The sequence below is a fragment of the Vibrio aquaticus genome (assembly GCF_003970385.1).
Lineage (GTDB): Bacteria > Pseudomonadota > Gammaproteobacteria > Enterobacterales > Vibrionaceae > Vibrio > Vibrio aquaticus.
The window spans coordinates 1,033,065-1,049,652 of the sequence record NZ_RXZH01000001.1; the positions used below are offsets into that span (position 1 = coordinate 1,033,065).

17 protein-coding genes are annotated in these 16,588 nt (G+C 46.1%); 13 read left to right on the plus strand and 4 right to left on the minus strand.

Annotated elements, in window-relative coordinates; genetic code table 11:
- Nucleotides 1-23 precede the first annotated feature (23 nt).
- The gene (locus EJ063_RS04425) at nt 24-845 is read right to left on the minus strand and encodes an AraC family transcriptional regulator (protein WP_126572787.1); all 822 of its coding nucleotides are present in this window, start codon (nt 843-845) and stop codon (nt 24-26) included.
- 213 nt (nt 846-1,058) lie between these two features.
- Between EJ063_RS04425 and EJ063_RS04430 the strand changes: the two genes are divergently transcribed.
- The 7 genes from EJ063_RS04430 to EJ063_RS04460 all read left to right on the plus strand — a co-directional run bounded on the left by EJ063_RS04430 (nt 1,059) and on the right by EJ063_RS04460 (nt 7,641).
- On the plus strand, nt 1,059-1,691 hold the full coding sequence (locus tag EJ063_RS04430) for a LysE family translocator (RefSeq protein ID WP_126572788.1): 633 nt from the start codon (nt 1,059-1,061) through the stop codon (nt 1,689-1,691).
- A 62-nt stretch (nt 1,692-1,753) separates the two neighbouring features.
- Nucleotides 1,754-2,173 carry a GNAT family N-acetyltransferase gene (locus EJ063_RS04435; protein WP_126572789.1) on the plus strand — a complete coding sequence of 140 codons (420 nt, stop codon included), beginning with the start codon at nt 1,754-1,756 and terminating at the stop codon, nt 2,171-2,173.
- Between the two features lie 144 nt (nt 2,174-2,317).
- Nucleotides 2,318-2,620, plus strand: coding sequence for a hypothetical protein (locus tag EJ063_RS04440; protein WP_244225133.1), 303 nt, complete (start codon nt 2,318-2,320; stop codon nt 2,618-2,620).
- 95 nt (nt 2,621-2,715) lie between these two features.
- Nucleotides 2,716-4,824: a protein-disulfide reductase DsbD family protein gene (locus tag EJ063_RS04445; RefSeq protein WP_126572791.1), complete on the plus strand. Its 2,109-nt coding sequence runs from the start codon at nt 2,716-2,718 to the stop codon at nt 4,822-4,824.
- Nucleotides 4,824-5,324 (plus strand): protein disulfide oxidoreductase, encoded by a 501-nt coding sequence (locus EJ063_RS04450; RefSeq protein ID WP_126572792.1) that lies wholly within the window; start codon nt 4,824-4,826, stop codon nt 5,322-5,324. The genes EJ063_RS04445 and EJ063_RS04450 overlap by 1 nt, the downstream gene beginning before the upstream one ends.
- A 10-nt stretch (nt 5,325-5,334) precedes the next feature.
- Complete coding sequence (locus tag EJ063_RS04455; protein WP_126573113.1) at nt 5,335-6,033, plus strand: DsbA family protein; 699 nt, start codon at nt 5,335-5,337, stop codon at nt 6,031-6,033.
- Nucleotides 6,034-6,270: 237 nt separating this feature from the next.
- On the plus strand, nt 6,271-7,641 hold the full coding sequence (locus tag EJ063_RS04460; RefSeq protein ID WP_244225151.1) for an MltF family protein: 1,371 nt from the start codon (nt 6,271-6,273) through the stop codon (nt 7,639-7,641).
- Nucleotides 7,642-7,727: 86 nt separating this feature from the next.
- Here the strand turns inward: EJ063_RS04460 and aqpZ are convergent, their stop codons facing one another.
- Together aqpZ and EJ063_RS04470 are read right to left on the minus strand one after the other, a co-directional pair.
- Nucleotides 7,728-8,423 carry an aquaporin Z gene (aqpZ, locus tag EJ063_RS04465; RefSeq protein ID WP_126572794.1) on the minus strand — a complete coding sequence of 232 codons (696 nt, stop codon included), beginning with the start codon at nt 8,421-8,423 and terminating at the stop codon, nt 7,728-7,730.
- A gap of 256 nt (nt 8,424-8,679) precedes the next feature.
- Nucleotides 8,680-10,386, minus strand: a complete 1,707-nt coding sequence (locus tag EJ063_RS04470; protein WP_126572795.1) for a phospho-sugar mutase — start codon at nt 10,384-10,386, stop codon at nt 8,680-8,682.
- A gap of 384 nt (nt 10,387-10,770) precedes the next feature.
- On the opposite strand from EJ063_RS04470, the gene coxB reads away from it, so the two are divergent.
- The 4 genes from coxB to EJ063_RS04490 are packed head-to-tail and all read left to right on the plus strand — an operon-like array spanning nt 10,771 to nt 15,036.
- Nucleotides 10,771-11,883, plus strand: coding sequence for a cytochrome c oxidase subunit II (coxB, locus tag EJ063_RS04475; protein ID WP_208640355.1), 1,113 nt, complete (start codon nt 10,771-10,773; stop codon nt 11,881-11,883).
- Complete coding sequence (ctaD, locus tag EJ063_RS04480) at nt 11,880-13,544, plus strand: cytochrome c oxidase subunit I (RefSeq protein WP_126572797.1); 1,665 nt, start codon at nt 11,880-11,882, stop codon at nt 13,542-13,544. The genes coxB and ctaD overlap by 4 nt, the downstream gene beginning before the upstream one ends.
- A gap of 9 nt (nt 13,545-13,553) precedes the next feature.
- Complete coding sequence (locus EJ063_RS04485) at nt 13,554-14,162, plus strand: cytochrome c oxidase assembly protein (protein WP_126572798.1); 609 nt, start codon at nt 13,554-13,556, stop codon at nt 14,160-14,162.
- On the plus strand, nt 14,152-15,036 hold the full coding sequence (locus tag EJ063_RS04490; RefSeq protein ID WP_126572799.1) for a cytochrome c oxidase subunit 3: 885 nt from the start codon (nt 14,152-14,154) through the stop codon (nt 15,034-15,036). The genes EJ063_RS04485 and EJ063_RS04490 overlap by 11 nt, the downstream gene beginning before the upstream one ends.
- Before the next feature lie 18 nt (nt 15,037-15,054).
- On the opposite strand, the gene EJ063_RS04495 is transcribed toward EJ063_RS04490, so the two are convergent.
- A complete protein-coding gene (locus tag EJ063_RS04495; protein WP_126572800.1) occupies nt 15,055-15,300 on the minus strand; it encodes a DUF2909 family protein in 246 nt (81 codons plus the stop codon).
- On the opposite strand from EJ063_RS04495, the gene EJ063_RS04500 reads away from it, so the two are divergent.
- A complete protein-coding gene (locus tag EJ063_RS04500) occupies nt 15,299-16,030 on the plus strand; it encodes an SURF1 family protein (protein ID WP_126572801.1) in 732 nt (243 codons plus the stop codon). The two genes, EJ063_RS04495 and EJ063_RS04500, sit on opposite strands and share 2 nt — an antisense overlap.
- Nucleotides 16,027-16,578, plus strand: a complete 552-nt coding sequence (locus tag EJ063_RS04505) for a redox-active disulfide-containing membrane protein (RefSeq protein ID WP_126572802.1) — start codon at nt 16,027-16,029, stop codon at nt 16,576-16,578. Before EJ063_RS04500 ends, EJ063_RS04505 begins: the two co-directional genes overlap by 4 nt.
- The last annotated feature ends 10 nt before the right edge of the window (nt 16,579-16,588 follow it).

A 16,588-nucleotide genomic window follows, 5' to 3' on the forward strand; every position in this document is an offset into this window, starting at 1 on the left:
TATTAGCTTGTATATTCTTGCGCTTATTTACCGAGAAATTGCCTTGGGGTTACCCCCATAGTGCGCTTGAAGTGGCGGTGAAAATGGCTTTGGTCATGGAACCCTGTCTCTTGAGCAACGTCAGAAATCTTCATACCTTTCCTGAGTAGTTGCTTAGCGACTCGAAGTCTTGCTTGAATCTGGTAGGCATGGGGAGGAAGACCGAACGTTTTTTGAAAGCTTCTCGTCAGGTAGTAAGGACTAAGGCCAGCAAGCTTCGATAGATCCTCAAGGCTGACTTCTGCCTGTGGGAAATCATCCAAAAACTCTTTGACCAATAGCAACTGCCTCTGGCCTTTGGTTTTCGGTTCCCAATCGAACTTCGTCTTGCTATGGCGAGCGACCAATTTAACAAGAGTGCCGTAGATGAGGGTTTCGCGAAGCAGCTTATTGTCGGATTGAGCAAGGGTATCGAACACCAATCTAAGTTGCTGAGCGAGCTCAGGATCGTAGACCACAGGTTCTGGAAAGTAGGGGATCGAAAAGCGAGAAGTTAACCCCTCTGATAAACGCTCAAACTGCTCAGGAACTGGGTACATCGCTTTGTATGCCCAGCCCCCTTCGGTCGCGGTTTGGCCGTTATGAACTTCGTCGGCATTGACTAGGATAATGCTATCTTGCGGAGCAATATGGTTACCACCAGTTCGATAGAAGCGTTGTGCTCCCTTTTCGATTACCCCAATTGTATAGCCTTCGTGACTGTGACGAGAAAAGTTCTGATTGGTGTATTTGGCATCGAGCAGCTCTAGTCCACCCAGCTCACTGGCCAGCTGAAAATACGCCGATTCTTTGTCACGGGTTGCCATGTGCGTTCCTTGCTCCATGAAGTGGATTAGCCAGTCTAGCTTATCGCTCCAAAGATTTTTTGTACAAAATTGCGCTTTTTATTTACGATATTTAGGATTATGCGACCTGTCTACTATGCTGATGTTTTAACTATTTGTTTGGTTAATATCGTGGATTTTGTTTCTTTGTTGGATTAAAATTCTGCGCCTTCCTGTTCTTATAAAATTTACATCATGATTGATATTTCTGTGCTGCCGGTTTATTTAACCGCTGTAGTTGCACTGCTATTGCTGCCAGGTCCTGACATGCTACTTATTGCGAGTTCGAGCATGAGCTATGGGCGTAAAGTCGGTATTTTTGCCAGTTTAGGTAATGCCACGTCTGGGATTATCTTAACCTTGTTGGCTGCGCTAGGTGTGTCAGCGCTAATTGCCATGAGCCCAATTGCTTTAAAAGCACTGCATTTACTTGGCGGTGCTTACCTACTAAAAATGGGTTGGGATTGTTTACGAGCAAGTGCAGCAGATGCACCAGAGCTGGGTGGCGAGCGTAAAATGGCAACCACTTTTTACCAGCGTGCATTAGTTAGTAACCTACTTAACCCTAAAGCCCTGGTATTTTTCGTGATGTTTTTGCCTCAGTTTGTTTCAAGCAGCATTACGGCAACATCGGGCGAGCAGATGCTTGCTCTGGGTTTGTTACTCAATGTGTTGGGCCTACTGTTTAACCTAGTGCTTGTGGCCTTGGTTGGCACATTAGGTAAGCCTCTGTTAGAGAATGCAAAATTTAGAACCTACCAACATAAGTTCATGGGGCTAATATTTGTTCTGTTAGCGATTTGGATGTTAAGCTCTTTTGCGAGCTAGTCGAACGAATTGAAGCCAGCTAAATGCTGGCTTTTTTGTATTTGTAGCAAAGGGAAGTGAAGATGAATGTACAGTTTGTTTTAAATCCACCAAAGAATATTAAAGATGTTATTTATCAGGGATTAAAGTCTTTCAACTTGAAGAATCTTCCTGATGAAGAGTGCCACTCATTGGCCTGTTATGCTGAAGATGAGAACGGTGACTTTGTCGGTGGTCTAACGGGTGAGTTGTTTACGACCAGTTTGTTTGTTGAGTTTTTATGGTTAGATGAAAGCAAGCGAAAGTCGGGCACAGGATCGCTGCTGATGTCGAAGCTTGAACAAGAAGCTTTAAAACGAGGCGTTACTGCTCTTTATCTGGACACCTACACATTTCAGGCTGAAGGCTTTTACTTGAAGTTAGGGTTCAAAGAAGTGGGTCGTTATACCGACTTTCCAAGCAAAGGTATCGATAAAATCTTCTTACAAAAGAGTCTAGTGTAAGGAAAATCTTGCATTACACTAACAAACACTTGTTATTGTTTGTCATACTTCGAGCTTCTTTTTTACAGGAACCTGACTATCTTGCGTAGACATTTGACGTTAGCTCAATCGGCAAAAATTACCTTAATCCTTATTGGATGGGTGATGGCTGTTTGTCTTGCGCAAAATTCGGGTTTCCATTCTGTTTGTCAGTTCCAATACGCTTCGGTTGATGAGAGTGTTCAGGTTTCGCAACCGGCTTCCGACATTTCCGAAAAGTGCGATTTGACAGAGAAGCTTCTCAGCAGCGCGAAAGTGAACTTAGAGAACATCGTTATTTTTACGTTTGTTCTTGCGTTGGTGATTGTCGCTTGGCTGCTTGTTACTGCAAGTGTCACCCCTACCTTTACCGAACCGATACCCTCCAAATATCGGCGCCACTTAACGTTTTGTGTGTTCAGAGAATAAACGACCGCTTCTAACGCTTTGTTAGCGCTTTGTCGCACCTAATATTTTCTTTACTCTTCCGATATGATCCGGGAGAGATGACATTGGACACACGAATGAACAATCAATGTGCTTTTTTATGGCGTACGTTTGCAAGCTTTTTGCTGCTTAGCGGTGCGTTATTGTTTTCGCTAGTAGCGAATGCTCAAACTGATACTGGGTGGTTAACCAACCCAAATCACCCACCGGTCAAAACCCGTTTTGTCTTAACGGGGCAAATCAACCCTATGGATAACACCGTAGAAGGTTATTTGGATGTCGCTTTATCTGGTGACTGGAAAACTTATTGGCGTACGCCTGGAGAAGGCGGTATTGCACCGTCAATAAACTGGGGAGAATCCAGTAACCTTGAGAAGGTGGATTGGCATTGGCCGCACCCAGAACATTACAGTCTGCTAGGCATTAAAACGCTTGGATACAAAGGCGATGTAGTGATCCCGATGACACTGCATGTGAAAGACTTCACCCAACCTGTGGTCGTGGATGCGAAGCTAACGCTTTCTTCTTGTACCACGATATGTGTGCTGACTGACTACCCGATTTCATTGTCATTTACCCCCAATGAGCTGACGGTTTCAGAGCAAGCGATGTATATCCACGCTCAGGCGATCAGTGCGGTGCCTAAGCCTTCCCCGCTGATTACGAAACAAGAAGCGACATGGGATAAAGCATCCAATCGACTTGAAGTCGTGCTGACTAAAACACAAGGTTGGACTCAGCCCGATATCATCATTGATAGCAGCAACGAATCGATCAATGACTACAACTACACACTCAATTCACTGAATATTGAGGGTGAAACAGTCACTGCCGTCTTTGATATCTCGACTTGGTTAGGAGACATCGATTTAAGTGGTCAAACTCTCAACATAACCATCCAAGATAATGACTTTTTAGCAGAGCAATCGGCGGCGGTTTCACAAGGGGCGATTACGAAAAAAATGCCCGATGTTGGCCTAACTGAAATGATCGGTTTTGCGCTACTTGGTGGTTTGATTCTTAACATCATGCCGTGTGTGTTGCCAGTGCTCGGCATGAAGCTGAGCAGCGTGATCAGCGCACAAGGGCTGAGTCGTAGAAAGATTCGCCTTCAATTTCTTGCTTCATCTGCAGGTATTTTGACTTCGTTCTGGCTACTGGCCGCGTTCTTATTGATATTGAAGCTTAGCGGCAGTGCCATTGGGTGGGGCATACAATTCCAAAGCCCTTGGTTTATTGGCTTGATGGTAGCGGTAACGGCCATCTTTGGTGCCAACATGCTGGGGCTGTTCGAGATTCGACTGACTTCTAACACCAACACGTGGCTCGCATCCAAAGGTGATCACTCTTATGGCGGTCACTACTTACAGGGTATGTTTGCGACGCTATTAGCAACGCCTTGTTCTGCTCCATTTTTGGGGACAGCCGTTGCCTTTGCATTGGCCACAAGCAGCCTAGAAATGTTCGTTATTTTCACCGCACTTGCTTTAGGTATGGCACTGCCATGGATCATTATAGCGCTGTTTCCTGCTTTGGCGTCCTACCTGCCAAAACCGGGCGCTTGGATGAACAAAGTGAAGCTTCTCTTCGGTGTAATGATGACGTTGACCAGCGTGTGGTTGTTATCACTGCTGGCGAATCACCTGCCTATCTTTTGGGTTGGACTGATCGCAATAACTTTCGCTTTGATGGTGCTTGCTCGTATCAAAAAGGTTTATGGCGATAAAGCGCTGCTCGTCAGTGGCGGTCTTACGTTGTTCTCGGTGGCTGGGGGGTTGCTGATAGCGAGCTTAACCAGTCATCACTGGGCGACACCAATCAAGGACGATATCAATTGGCAGCCTCTTTCGAACGAAGCGATCATGGGCTCTGTAGCGCAAGGTAAGACCGTGTTTGTGAACGTGACGGCTGACTGGTGTGTCACTTGTAAAGCCAACAAGATCGGTGTGTTGTTGCAAGATCCTGTTTATTCCGCGCTGAAAAGTAACAAGATCGTCGCCATTGAAGGGGACTGGACACACCCTGATGGCGCAGTGACGGATTACTTGAGAGCCAATGGACGTTTTGGGGTGCCATTTAACATTGTGTATGGGCCCAACGCTCCGCAGGGTATCCCACTGCCGGTTATTCTGACTTCTGACTATGTGATGGACGCAATTCGAGTCGCCAGTGGCGAGGGGCGCTAATGAAACGAAAGGTTTATCGTTGGATAAAAGAAATCAGTGGTTATCTATTGCTGGCGATAGTGTTGACGAGCGCAGTGGATTGGTATCGAAGCCAAGATGTGCCTCTAGAATCAGCCCCAGCATTAGTCTCACAAGGGCCAACTGGCGAGAAAATTGACGTGATTGCTATGAGCTACGATACACCGGTTGTGGTCTACTTTTGGGCCACTTGGTGCGCGGCATGTAAGTTCGTGACGCCAACGGTTGATTGGGTGCGTCAATACTACCCAGTGGTTGCGGTATCAGGGGCCTCAGGTTCCAGTGAAAGAGTTAAAGCGTTTATGCAAGCACACGACTACCAATTCACCAATATCAATGATGAGCATTCCCAGCTGTTTAAGCAGTGGGGAATTTCAGTCACTCCAACGCTGTTTATTGTCAAAGATGGGCAAATCAAGTCTGTGACAACAGGAATAACAACACCTCCGGGTTTATTAGCCCGTCTTTGGTTAAATAATTAGGAAAGTAATGATGTTAAAAAAATTGACCGTAGCGTTAGTTATGGGGGCAGTGCTGTCAGCGCCCGCGTTTGCAATCACCCAAGAAGAGAAAATTAGCCAAATTGTCTCTATGTTAGAAGAGAACCCTCAAGTGGTTGACGGTTTGCACGAGAGCTTGGGCCTCTACATTAAACAGCAACAACAATTTACTCAGTTGCTGGAGAGTAGTAAGCGTTACCTCAATGATGGCAACCATACTTATATGGGCGCAGAAAATGGTGAGCTGACGTTGATTAATGTGACAGATTACAGCTGCCCTTTCTGTAAGAAGCTCGACGGGGAACTAGAGAAATTGGTAGCAAACTACCCACAAATCAAAGTCGTCAATGTGTATGTACCGCTGAAAGAGGGCAGTGATTCAGTTAACTCTGCGGCATTTGCACTCAACGTTTGGAAAAACGACAGAGAAAAGTACCAAGAGGTGCATGATTTACTTGTCGCTAAACCGGGTACACATAATATGAGCTCGCTAATGAAGATTGCGAAGAAAACGGGGACAAGCGCTTACCTCAATACCAATGACTCCGTGAGGTCTCAGCTTGAAAATAACTATGGGCTGTTCACTGGTCTAGGATTGAGAGGGACTCCCGCGCTTATTATTGGCGAACAAGTTATCCCTGGCTATGTCCCTTATGAGCAGCTAGAGCAAGTGATCGAAGAAGCACTATAACGTTTCATCTGTTCATCTAGTAAAACGAATAAGCGCTGGGTTTCTGCCTGGCGCTTTTTTATTATCTGCAGAACGCCACTTTCTAAGTAGAATCGCTCAAGTTTTCTCCTCTTACTTGATGAATTCGCTTAATAGGGATATCGTTTCATTAATGGGATTTAACAAATCATCAACATGGAGTGTGGGGTGATCCGATTGATATTGATAGTGCTTATCAGCTTATTGCCGGTCTCCAGTATGGCGTTGGAGCTATCGCCATTAAGTGCTAAGCCTTATTTGGGTGACTTTCCTGAGCTTAAAAAACGTGGTGTCGTGCGGGTATTGGTTTCTGCTGATTTAGGCTTCTATTACATTGAAGGTGGCAAGCCCAAAGGGATCATCGCAGAAATGCTCTACCACTTTGAAAAGAGTATTAAGAGCAAACATCCGTATGTGAATATTCAGGTGATTCCTGTTCCAAGGGATGACCTCATTCACTCTCTAACTGTGGGTTATGGCGATCTTGCGGTTGCGAATCTCACCATCACTGAGCGTCGCAAGCAGCTGATCGACTTTAGCCAGCCGGTCATTCAAGATGCACAAGAATGGATAGTGACTCACAAATCTAAGGCAGCGTTTTCTTCTATAGATGAATTGAGTGGCCAAGAAATTTGGGTGAGAGCGAGTTCAAGCTATTTTGAGAGCCTTCAGAAAATCAACAAAAGGCTAGATGAGAAAGACCTTCCGCCGATTCAAATCAACTTTATCGAAGAGACGCTTCAAGACTACGAATTAGTCGAAATGGTGAACAAGGGCTTCATCAATGCCACTGTGCTCGATAGCCATAAAGCCAATATGTGGGCGAATGTAATGGATAACCTTCGCTTGCACGAAGAACTGCCCATCCGAGAAGGAAGCCAAATTGCGTGGGCATTGCGCCATAACAGTCCTGAGCTGAAGAAAATCACCAACAACTACATACGAAAAGCTAAATCGGGCACCTTGCTTGGCAATGTTATCTACAGCCGTTACCTTGATAATACACGTTGGCTAAGCCGAGCTTTGGACGAAAGCAGCTTAGAAAAGTTGGCCAAGCTATCTCATATCTTTGAGCAATATTCGCAAGAGTACGGGTTTGACCCTTTGATGGTATCGGCGCAGGGTTTTCAAGAGTCTGGGCTTGATCAGTCTAAAGTCTCGCATAAAGGCGCGGTTGGCGTGATGCAAGTATTACCGACCACGGCCAAAGATAAAAACGTCAACATCAAGAACATTCACAAGGTCGATAATAACATTCATGCAGGAGTAAAGTATCTCAGCTTTATCCATAAACGCTATTTTGAAAGTGATGACATTACCTTTGATGACCAGATTTATTTTAGTCTAGCGGCTTACAATGCCGGGCCTGCTAAGATTCGTAAAATGAGAAATTTAGCCGCCAAGTATGGCTATGACCCAAATAAGTGGTTTAAGAATGTGGAAATTGTCGCAAGAAAGCATATTAGTAGAGAGCCGGTTCAATATGTCGCCAATATTAACCGTTATTACGTTATTTATAAGCAACTGTCGGTAATTAATCTATCGGGTTCTGATACGGCTAAACTTCACGAATTACAATTGATTGATTAATGCTAGTTTGAAAATAAAAATCCCCACAACGATGTGGGGATTTTTTGTTTCTATATGTTTTTTTGGGGCTCAGTCTCTCAGAGATATTAGCTCTCTTTTTCTCCAGCCATTGCTTTGTAAACTAATGCACCAAGAATTGCACCGACAATAGGCGCAACCCAGAACAGCCAAAGCTGCGATGTTGCCCAGTCACCGACGTAAAGTGCCACGCCAGTGCTACGAGCAGGGTTCACAGACGTGTTTGTCACAGGAATGCTGATAAGGTGGATAAGAGTCAGACCTAAACCAATCGCGATAGGTGCGAAACCTTGTGGTGCTCGGCTGTCGGTTGCACCTAGAATGATTACTAAGAACGCCATTGTCATAACCACTTCAGTAATTAGGGCCGCAGTGATGGAATAGTTACCTGGTGAGTGTTCACCGTAGCCGTTTGATGCGAAACCTGAGGAAACCAGATCGAAGCCTGGTTGGCCACTCGCGATAAGATAAAGAACACCGCCAGCAATGATGCCACCAATCACTTGAGCAATAATGTATGGCGCAAGTTCTTTCGCTTCAAAGCGGCCGCCAGCCCAAAGACCGATACTCACTGCTGGATTTAAATGACAACCTGAAATATGGCCAATAGCGTAAGCCATAGTTAAAACCGTTAAACCAAACGCTAACGAGACACCCAGTAGGCCAATGCCAACGTCTGGGAATGCTGCCGCTAGAACGGCACTACCACAGCCACCTAATACCAACCAAAATGTGCCGAAACACTCAGCAATATACTTATTCATAAATGATCCTTAATTCCTACTTTATTTAAGCCGTCATTGACGTCATCAGTTCTAAAATAATGGTGCGGCATTAAAGACCAGTCAAATAACCTCCGTGTTGGTTTACGGTGAATTTTATGTCAAGTCTCACTTATTAGGCATCTTTTCGAAATGTACATAAAAATAGTTGTATGACTTTTCTGAAAAGTGGAATTTAAAATGAATAAAGCCTCAAGTAATGAGGCTTTATTATTAAAGAAAGGTGACAGTTTAAAGATTATATTAAGCTGTGTTGGTGCTCTGAAATAAGCATGCCCATCGACTCAGCGGCTTTATCTTGTACATGATCAAAGCTATCGGAAGCATCAAATCGCTCGATCACTTCGTAATAGCACTTGAGCTTAGGCTCTGTGCCTGAAGGGCGAACAATCACACGAGCCCCACATGACAGGTGGTAAATCAACACATCACTGGTTGGTAAGTCGATGGTCTCTTTTGTGCCATCTTCATGAAGCTTGATGAGAGATTTTAGATCTTCCGTCACCATCACCCTGCTGCCCGCAATCATGGTTGGTGGATTAGCGCGAAGCTTGTCCCCAATCGGCGGTGATTTTGGATCTAATGCAATACTGCGCTGCGCATTGAGGTACATACCGTGTTCACGGTAAATGGCTTCAAGTTGATCCCAAATGGTTTTACCTTGGCTTTTTAGCTCTGCGGTGAGCTGCGCGAATGCAACTAGCGCTGAAAGCCCATCTTTGTCCCAGACTTTGTTACCAACCGTGTAGCCCAGAGCTTCTTCGTAAGCAAATAAGAAGCGTTTGTCCTCTCTCTGTTTGATCATCGCCACATTGGTCAGCCATTTAAAGCCAGTCAGAGTCTGGTAGTACTCCGCTCCGTGTGCGTTGGCAATTTTCTCTAACAAGGTCGAAGAAACAATGGTGTTGCCGACCAAAGATTGAGAACCATCAACTTGAGTTAACAAGTAGTGGCCGAATAGGCAGCCCACTTGGTCACCCGTTAGCATTTGGTATTCGCCATCCGGTTTGCGAACTGCCACGGCGAATCGGTCGGCATCAGGGTCATTTGCACAGGCTAGATCAGCGTTGTTAGCTTTAGCCAAGGCAATCACCATGTCCATCGCGCCAGCTTCTTCAGGGTTGGGGAAGTTAACCGTAGGGAACGTGCCGTCTGGTTCACGTTGTTCTTTAACGCTGTACACTTGGGTAAAGCCAGCGTCTGCCAATAATGTTTCGGCCATATTTGCGCCGACGCCATGCATGGCGGTATAAGCAATACCGATTGACTCAGGTTGAGTGTGGTTTGAAAGCAGCGCATTGCTGTTCATCGTTTGACGGTAGGTTTGGTAGTAATCGTCGGTTAACCACACGAGAAGGCCATGTTTTTCTGCATCATCAAGCGCCATGAGTGGAATGGGCTTTTGCGCTGCAATATCAATCTCAGCGGCTATGCCTGAATCATGTGGCGGAATGATTTGAGCGCCGTTTTCCCAGTAAACTTTAAACCCGTTGTATTCCGGTGGGTTGTGGCTCGCTGTCACGACCACGGCAGCAGCAGCGTTAAAGTGCTTTACGCCGAATGCGACTATCGGAGTGGCAGCGACATCATGGGTAAGATAAACCTTAATCCCTAGTGAGGTCAGAACAGAAGCGGTGTCATGGGCAAATCGTTTTGAATCTGTACGGCCATCGTATCCAATGACCACACCGCGTTGTTTCGCGCTATCGACTTTCTCAACAAGGTAGTGACCAAGGCCGGTGGCGGTTTCTTGGATCACTAGACGGTTCATTCTATTTGGACCGCAGCCCACTTTGCCTCTTAGGCCTGCTGTACCGAACTCGAGTCGCTGGCTGAAGCGATCATTAAGTTCTTCGTATGATTTCTCATCAATCAGATGTTGTAGTTCTTCTCTTGTTTTTGGATCGGGATCTTTTTCTAACCAGTGAGTCACTTTTTCCATCATGTCGTTATACCTTTTCCATGCCTCAAGTCAGTCGATAACTTAAGTCTATGTTAATTACAGAAAGTTGTTAGATTTTAGTTGATATTGATTATCATTTGCGAGAGCGCAATCGCTAAAATTTACTTGTTGTCAGTGGTTGGGATTTCTAGTTGCACTTTCTTGCACTATTTCAAAACGCCAACTAGGTTTTATTAACATAAATATAACAAAAGTAATCAGATTTGCTGTTTGAAGGGAATTAAATAGGTCCAAAGGCTGATTGGTACTTTCTTGCGTATTTGGCACTCCGAGCGGGAAGAGTACTAGCATCACGGTTGATGACTCTGGCATAGGAGAGGTCTTTTGAAAAGTTCACTAGAATCATTGTGGCGAACAAGTAGTGCTTTGTGTTTTGTTTTAGCGGCATCCGCTCAGGCAGAAGACAGTGCGTACAATATGACGCAAGGCGTGACGAATATTAGCGAGCAGGTTTATGACCTCCACATGCTGATATTCTATATTTGTTGTGCCATTGCGGTGATTGTCTTTGGTGCGATGTTCTATTCCATGTACCACCACCGCAAGTCCAAAGGCGCAGTGGCCGCTCACTTTCATGAAAGCACCAAAGTGGAAGTGATTTGGACGATTATCCCTATCATTATTCTCATTCTGATGGCGATTCCAGCCACCAAAACCTTGGTGGCGATGGAAGACACCTCGCAATCGGATCTCACCGTAAAAATTACCGGTTCTCAATGGAAATGGCACTACAGCTACTTTGGCGAAGACGTCGAATTTTTTAGCTTGCTTGCGACTAGCCAAAAAGAGATCGATGGCATCGAAGAGAAAGGTGCGCATTACCTGCTTGAAGTAGATAACCCGTTAGTGCTGCCTATCAATCGTAAAGTGCGCTTTTTAATGACTTCAGATGACGTTATCCATTCTTGGTGGGTACCCGACTTTGCGGTGAAAAAAGACACCATCCCCGGCTTCATTAATGAAGCTTGGACGCGAATAGATAAGCCGGGCGTTTATCGAGGCCAATGTGCAGAGCTGTGTGGTCGAGCGCATGGTTTTATGCCGATTGTGGTTCATGCCATGGAAGAAGAAGAGTATGACCAATGGCTAGTAGCTAAAAAAGCGGAAATGGAGCAAGCCAAACAAGAAGCGGCTGCATCACTGACGGCTTCGCTATCAATGGATGAGCTAATGACGATTGGGCAAAAAGTGTATGAGGATCGCTGCGCCGTATGTCACCAAGCTAATGGTGCGGGTTTACCTGGTGCTTTCCCTGCGATTACCGGAAGTAGTATCGCCACAGGGGATGTTTCAGGGCATATCGATATCGTCGTTAATGGTCGTTCAGGCACCGCAATGCAAGCGTTCGCTAACCAACTGACAGACAAAGAAATTGCAGCTGTTGTGACCTATCAAAGAAATGGGTTAGGAAACAGCGTGGGCGATGTTGTGCAAGCGTCTGATGTGAATCAATTTAAGGCGTCTAAGGAGGGACAATGAAAACGTCCAAACCGGATTCTGTAGTGGAAGATAAAAGTAAATCAGCCCCAGTAACCGACGCTGATATGAGTCGCTCAAACAGTACTGTGGCGGTTGATCTTGATGATCATGATAATCATGAAGCGCCGAAAGGGATCACTCGCTGGCTCTATTCGACTAACCACAAAGACATCGGAACCTTGTACTTATGGTTCAGTTTCATCATGTTTCTTACCGGTGGTGCGATGGCGATGGTCATTCGTGCCGAGCTTTTCCAGCCGGGCTTACAGCTCGTTGAGCCACAATTCTTCAATCAAATGACCACCGTTCATGGTCTTATCATGGTATTTGGTGCCGTTATGCCAGCGTTTACCGGCTTGGCGAACTGGATGATACCTATGATGATTGGTGCGCCTGATATGGCGTTGCCACGCATGAACAATCTCAGCTTTTGGATATTGCCTTTCGCGTTCGCCATTTTGATCGGCTCACTGTTTACCGAGGGAGGCGGCCCTGATTTCGGCTGGACTTTCTACGCGCCTCTTTCGACCACTTATGGCCCCGACAGTACCGCCCTGTTTGTCTTCTCAGTTCATATTATGGGTATCAGTTCTATCATGGGGGCGATCAACGTCATCGTCACCATTGTGAATATGCGAGCGCCAGGTATGACTTGGTTCAAGATGCCGATGTTTGTTTGGACGTGGTTAATCACAGCCTTCTTACTAATAGCAGTTATGCCCGTATTGGCTGGGGCCGTGACGATGGTGCTGACCGATAAATACTTTGGCACCTCGTTCTTTGACGCGGCGGGTGGGGGCGATCCGGTGATGTTCCAACATATCTTCTGGTTCTTTGGCCACCCTGAAGTCTACATTATGATTTTGCCGTCTTTCGGTATCGTTTCAGCGATCATTCCAGCATTTAGCGGCAAGAGGCTCTTTGGCTACCACTCAATGGTTTACGCGACTTGTAGTATCGCTTTGCTGTCGTTCTTGGTTTGGGCGCACCACATGTTTACTACGGGGATGCCGGTCTTTGCCGAACTCTTCTTTATGTATTGCACCATGTTGATTGCCGTGCCGACTGGGGTGAAGGTCTTCAACTGGGTGGCGACGATGTGGCGAGGAGCAATGACCTTTGAAACGCCGATGCTGTTTGCCATTGCCTTTATCATCTTGTTCACCATTGGTGGTTTCTCGGGCTTGATGCTGGCGATTGTTCCGGCCGACTTCCAATACCACGACACTTACTTCGTTGTCGCTCACTTCCATTATGTTCTCGTCTCGGGCGCCGTCTTTTCCATCATGGCAGCGGCCTACTATTGGTTACCTAAATGGACCGGCAACATGTATGACCACAGGCTGAGCTTATGGCATTTCTGGTGTTCGGTGATTTCGGTCAATGTGTTGTTTTTCCCGATGCACTTCTTAGGTTTAGCGGGTATGCCAAGACGTATCCCTGATTATGCGATTCAGTTTGCCGATGTGAACCAGATTGTTTCGATTGGTGGCTTTGCGTTTGGTCTATCTCAACTGATTTTCTTATGGCTGGTGATCAAATGTATTCGTGGCGGAGAGAAAGCCACAGCAAAACCATGGGAAAGAGCGGAAGGGCTAGAGTGGACAGTACCAAGCCCAGCGCCGCATCACACCTTCTCAACGCCACCTAAAGTGGATTAGGAGTGAGCCATGGACGGGCAAGCAAAAAGTCACAACAAACTGACCTTAAAGCTCTGCGTTGCGGTGCTGGCAATGTTTGGCTTTGGTTTTGCGCTCGTCCCTCTTTATGACGTGATGTGTGATGCATTGGGAATCAACGGAAAAACCAACAGTGAGTCTGCGCTACAACCACAAGGTATGGTTCCCGATACATCACGTCTTATTCGCGTTGAGTTTATGGCGCACAATAATCAAGGTATTCCATGGTCATTTACGCCGGCTCAAATGTCGATGGATGTTCACCCCGGCGAAGTGATTCAAACCGCCTATTTTGCGCAGAATCTCTCTTCGAAAGCGATTGTTGGACAAGCCGTTCCTTCCGTTTCTCCCGGTTTAGGGGCCACCTATTTCAACAAAATTGAGTGCTTCTGTTTCAATCAGCAGCCACTCAATGCGCAAGCTCAGGCGGAAATGCCGCTGATTTTCTATATTGAACCAGACATTCCAGAATCCATTCATACTCTGACCTTGTCGTACACCTTGTATGACATCACCGAGAAAGCGGACGTGTCAGAGATAGCGAAAACGTCACCTCCGATAACAAGTGATGTGATGCAAGGAGCAACCCATGAGTTCTAAACATCAACCTTATTACGTTCCGGCGCAAAGCAGTTGGCCTATTGTCGGCGCAGTGTCTCTCTTCTTGATCGCTGTTGGCGCAGGTTTGACGGTGCAAAACATGGCAGAGGGTGGCGATGGCAGCGTATTCGGCAAGCTCATTCTCTTGGCTGGGTTTTTGTTCTTACTTTATATGTTTGCTGGCTGGTTCAGTAATGTGATTACTGAGTCGATGAGTGGTAAGTATTCGGCGCAACTGTCCCGCTCGTTTAGGCAGGGGATGAGTTGGTTCATCTTCTCTGAGATTATGTTCTTTGGTGCTTTCTTTGGTGCACTTTTCTACGTTCGAATGATCTCTGTGCCTTGGCTCGGAGGGGCAGGGAACAACGAAATGACGCATGAGGTGTTATGGCCCGCGTTTGAAGCGTTGTGGCCACTTACGGTGACTCCGGGCGGAGAAACTACAACGGCCATGCCTTGGCAAGGAATCCCACTGATTAACACGGTTTTGTTGTTAGCGTCTTCCATCACCTTGCACTTGGCCCATGTGAGCTTAGAGCAGAATAAACGGATGGCGCTGATAGTTTGGCTAGAGATCACCATCGTTCTGGCGGGATTCTTCATGTACTACCAAGCGGTTGAGTATGCCCACGCTTATCAGGATTTAGGGCTGACATTGCAGTCAGGCGTGTATGGCAATACCTTCTTCTTACTCACAGGCTTTCATGGTATGCACGTCTTTCTCGGCACAACCATATTGATTGTATTGCTGGCTCGCATCGCCAAAGACCACTTTTCGCCAAAAGACCATTTTGCTTTCCAAGCAGGCAGTTGGTATTGGCACTTTGTTGATGTGGTTTGGTTGTGCCTGTTTGTGTTTGTTTATGTGCTTTAGTGGGTGCTTAAGCCTCACTTAATAAGGGCGAATGTTCGGCTCGATAAAGCCACTCAGTAAGGCGGCAACCATGAGGACTACAGCGAGAGCAGACAGAAAAACTCGACGGCCTAAATAGAAACTCATGGGTTTTTCATCCTCCGAAGTTTCTTGGTCATCGTCGTCAGAATTTGGACCTTTGACCATTTCAATCATGGCTCGGCCAAGGTTAAACAGAATGAAAAGTAGCAGCAGTACAAGTAACAATTTAAAGATGAATACCATGGCAAATTCCTTGGTGGCTCATGTTAAAAGTGGGCGATTTATTGTTGTTAGTCTTTTAACTGTGGTTGCCTTTTCGATATTGGTCAACTTGGGTTTGTGGCAGTTATCCAGAGCCGAAGAGAAACGAGAAATAGAGGGTAAGGTCGCGCAACTTGCGGCCCAACCTGCACTTGAACTTTCACAGGTAAGCGAGCAGTTACTCGTTTCACCAACCGGACTAAAAGTGATATTTGAGGCTCTCCCTTTTAAAGGAAGATACTTACTTCTTGATAATCAAAACTTTCAAGGTGAGGTAGGGTATTTGGCGTTGCAATTGGTTCAAGCTGAATCGGAGCAATGGGTGTTGTTAGAGCGAGGGTTTGTACCTGCACCACCGTTACGTTCGCAGTTACCTGAAGTGGTTTGGCTTACCGAGCCGCTACGGATTGAAGGGCGCTTGTATCGTAAGTCGGTCAATCCACTCAGTCATGAGCTGTTTATTGAACACGGTAATATCAGCCGAATCCAAAATGTGAATTATGCAGAGTTAGAGTCGTTGTGGGGCATAGAATTAGAGCGATTCATTGTTCAGCCTCAGATGGAAAGTTGGCCCTACCCTCAGCCGTGGCAGCCAGTGTCGATGAATGCTGAGAAACACACGGGATACGCTGTGCAATGGTTTTCGATGGCAGCGGCGTTAGTGGTACTCAGTTTTCTGCTATTGATCCGAACGATAAGGAGATCAAAATGACCAACAACCCAGTTTATCGAGGACGCATTATATTTGTCAGCTTGGTTGTGATGTTTGCCCTTCCTGCGATTGTGGCGAAGACCATTTTGAGTCAGCACTGGTATCAATCGGGGGTGACGAATAAAGGCGAGCTGATCGAACCGAGAACCAGCTATGAAAATCTGGGCTTGGTGAATCCTTTTCAGCAGAAACAGTGGCAACTGGGTTATGTCATCCCAGAGCAATGCGATGCTTTTTGCCAGCAGCAAGTCTATCTGCTTGGGCAAAGCCATTTGGCATTAGGTAAGTATCAACAACGTGTTGAGCCCGTTTTATTGGTCACCGAAAAAAGTGATGTTACGGCTCTAGGTCAAAATGATTATCAGCGAGTCGCCATCAACACGGCGTTTTCTGATGTGGTTGAGCAGTTTGAGTTCGTGATTGTCGATCCGCTTGGTCAGCTAGTGATGCGCTACCCCAAAGTGGAAACCCAAACCGAGTTAGTGACTCAAAGTAAAGGGTTGCTGGCTGACTTAAGAAAGCTGCTGAAATTGTCGCGCGTAGGCTAAACGCAAGGAG

Coding starts and splice junctions, on each gene's coding strand:
- EJ063_RS04425 (WP_126572787.1), bottom strand. CDS start 845: ATGGCAACCCGTGACAAAGAATCGGCGTATTTTCAGCTGGCCAGTGAG.
- EJ063_RS04430 (WP_126572788.1), top strand. CDS start 1,059: ATGATTGATATTTCTGTGCTGCCGGTTTATTTAACCGCTGTAGTTGCA.
- EJ063_RS04435 (WP_126572789.1), top strand. CDS start 1,754: ATGAATGTACAGTTTGTTTTAAATCCACCAAAGAATATTAAAGATGTT.
- EJ063_RS04440 (WP_244225133.1), top strand. CDS start 2,318: ATGGCTGTTTGTCTTGCGCAAAATTCGGGTTTCCATTCTGTTTGTCAG.
- EJ063_RS04445 (WP_126572791.1), top strand. CDS start 2,716: ATGAACAATCAATGTGCTTTTTTATGGCGTACGTTTGCAAGCTTTTTG.
- EJ063_RS04450 (WP_126572792.1), top strand. CDS start 4,824: ATGAAACGAAAGGTTTATCGTTGGATAAAAGAAATCAGTGGTTATCTA.
- EJ063_RS04455 (WP_126573113.1), top strand. CDS start 5,335: ATGTTAAAAAAATTGACCGTAGCGTTAGTTATGGGGGCAGTGCTGTCA.
- EJ063_RS04460 (WP_244225151.1), top strand. CDS start 6,271: ATGGCGTTGGAGCTATCGCCATTAAGTGCTAAGCCTTATTTGGGTGAC.
- aqpZ (WP_126572794.1), bottom strand. CDS start 8,423: ATGAATAAGTATATTGCTGAGTGTTTCGGCACATTTTGGTTGGTATTA.
- EJ063_RS04470 (WP_126572795.1), bottom strand. CDS start 10,386: ATGATGGAAAAAGTGACTCACTGGTTAGAAAAAGATCCCGATCCAAAA.
- ctaD (WP_126572797.1), top strand. CDS start 11,880: ATGAAAACGTCCAAACCGGATTCTGTAGTGGAAGATAAAAGTAAATCA.
- EJ063_RS04485 (WP_126572798.1), top strand. CDS start 13,554: ATGGACGGGCAAGCAAAAAGTCACAACAAACTGACCTTAAAGCTCTGC.
- EJ063_RS04490 (WP_126572799.1), top strand. CDS start 14,152: ATGAGTTCTAAACATCAACCTTATTACGTTCCGGCGCAAAGCAGTTGG.
- EJ063_RS04500 (WP_126572801.1), top strand. CDS start 15,299: ATGGCAAATTCCTTGGTGGCTCATGTTAAAAGTGGGCGATTTATTGTT.
- EJ063_RS04495 (WP_126572800.1), bottom strand. CDS start 15,300: ATGGTATTCATCTTTAAATTGTTACTTGTACTGCTGCTACTTTTCATT.
- EJ063_RS04505 (WP_126572802.1), top strand. CDS start 16,027: ATGACCAACAACCCAGTTTATCGAGGACGCATTATATTTGTCAGCTTG.